The organism is Dietzia massiliensis (assembly GCF_018390595.1).
In the GTDB taxonomy this organism is placed as follows: Bacteria; Actinomycetota; Actinomycetes; order Mycobacteriales; family Mycobacteriaceae; genus Dietzia; species Dietzia massiliensis.
The window spans coordinates 1-572 of sequence record NZ_JAHBAV010000146.1 but is presented as its reverse complement, the minus strand read 5'-3'; the positions used below and the strand labels follow the sequence as shown (position 1 = coordinate 572).

At 66.6% G+C, this 572-nt stretch carries 1 protein-coding gene; it reads right to left on the bottom strand.

Features of this window, described 5'->3' with window-relative positions:
• The coding region (locus KHA85_RS16555; RefSeq protein WP_213186636.1) for an MFS transporter at positions 1 to 572 on the bottom strand (572 nt) is incomplete at both ends.

Sequence of the window (572 nt, the reverse complement as noted above, 5' to 3'; positions counted from 1 at the left end):
ACCCCAGTTGGGAGTGCGCGTACATCGCCAGATAGGTGTGGGCCATGTAGATGAACCCCAATGCGCCGAGGATGCTGCCCGCGGCCAGCGCGATCTCACGGCGTTGCAACCGCATCAGCTCTGCGAGCGGGGTTTGGGGTATCAGCTCACGCGCCTTCTCCTCCGCGAACACCGGGGTCTCCTCGATGTTCAGGCGCACATACAGCGCGAGCGCGACCAACACGGCGCTGAGCAGGAACGGCACCCGCCACCCCCACTGCAGAAACGCCGGACTGCCTTCGCCGATGGTGAAATTCACCCCGAGAAAGGTTGCGCTGCTCAGCACGCCCGCGATGCCGCCACCCATCAAGGTGAACACGCCGTAGCGGCCGCGCTGGCCGGCCGGCGCGTATTCGACACTGAGCAAGGCCGAGCCCGCCCATTCGCCGCCGACGGCGAACCCCTGCAACAGCCGAAGCGCGACCAAGATCAGCGGCGCTGCCGCACCGATCGCCCCGGAGCTGGGGACCAGGCCAACACACACGGTTGACAGGCCCATGATCAGCAGCGTGGCAACCAGGGTCTTCTTGCGG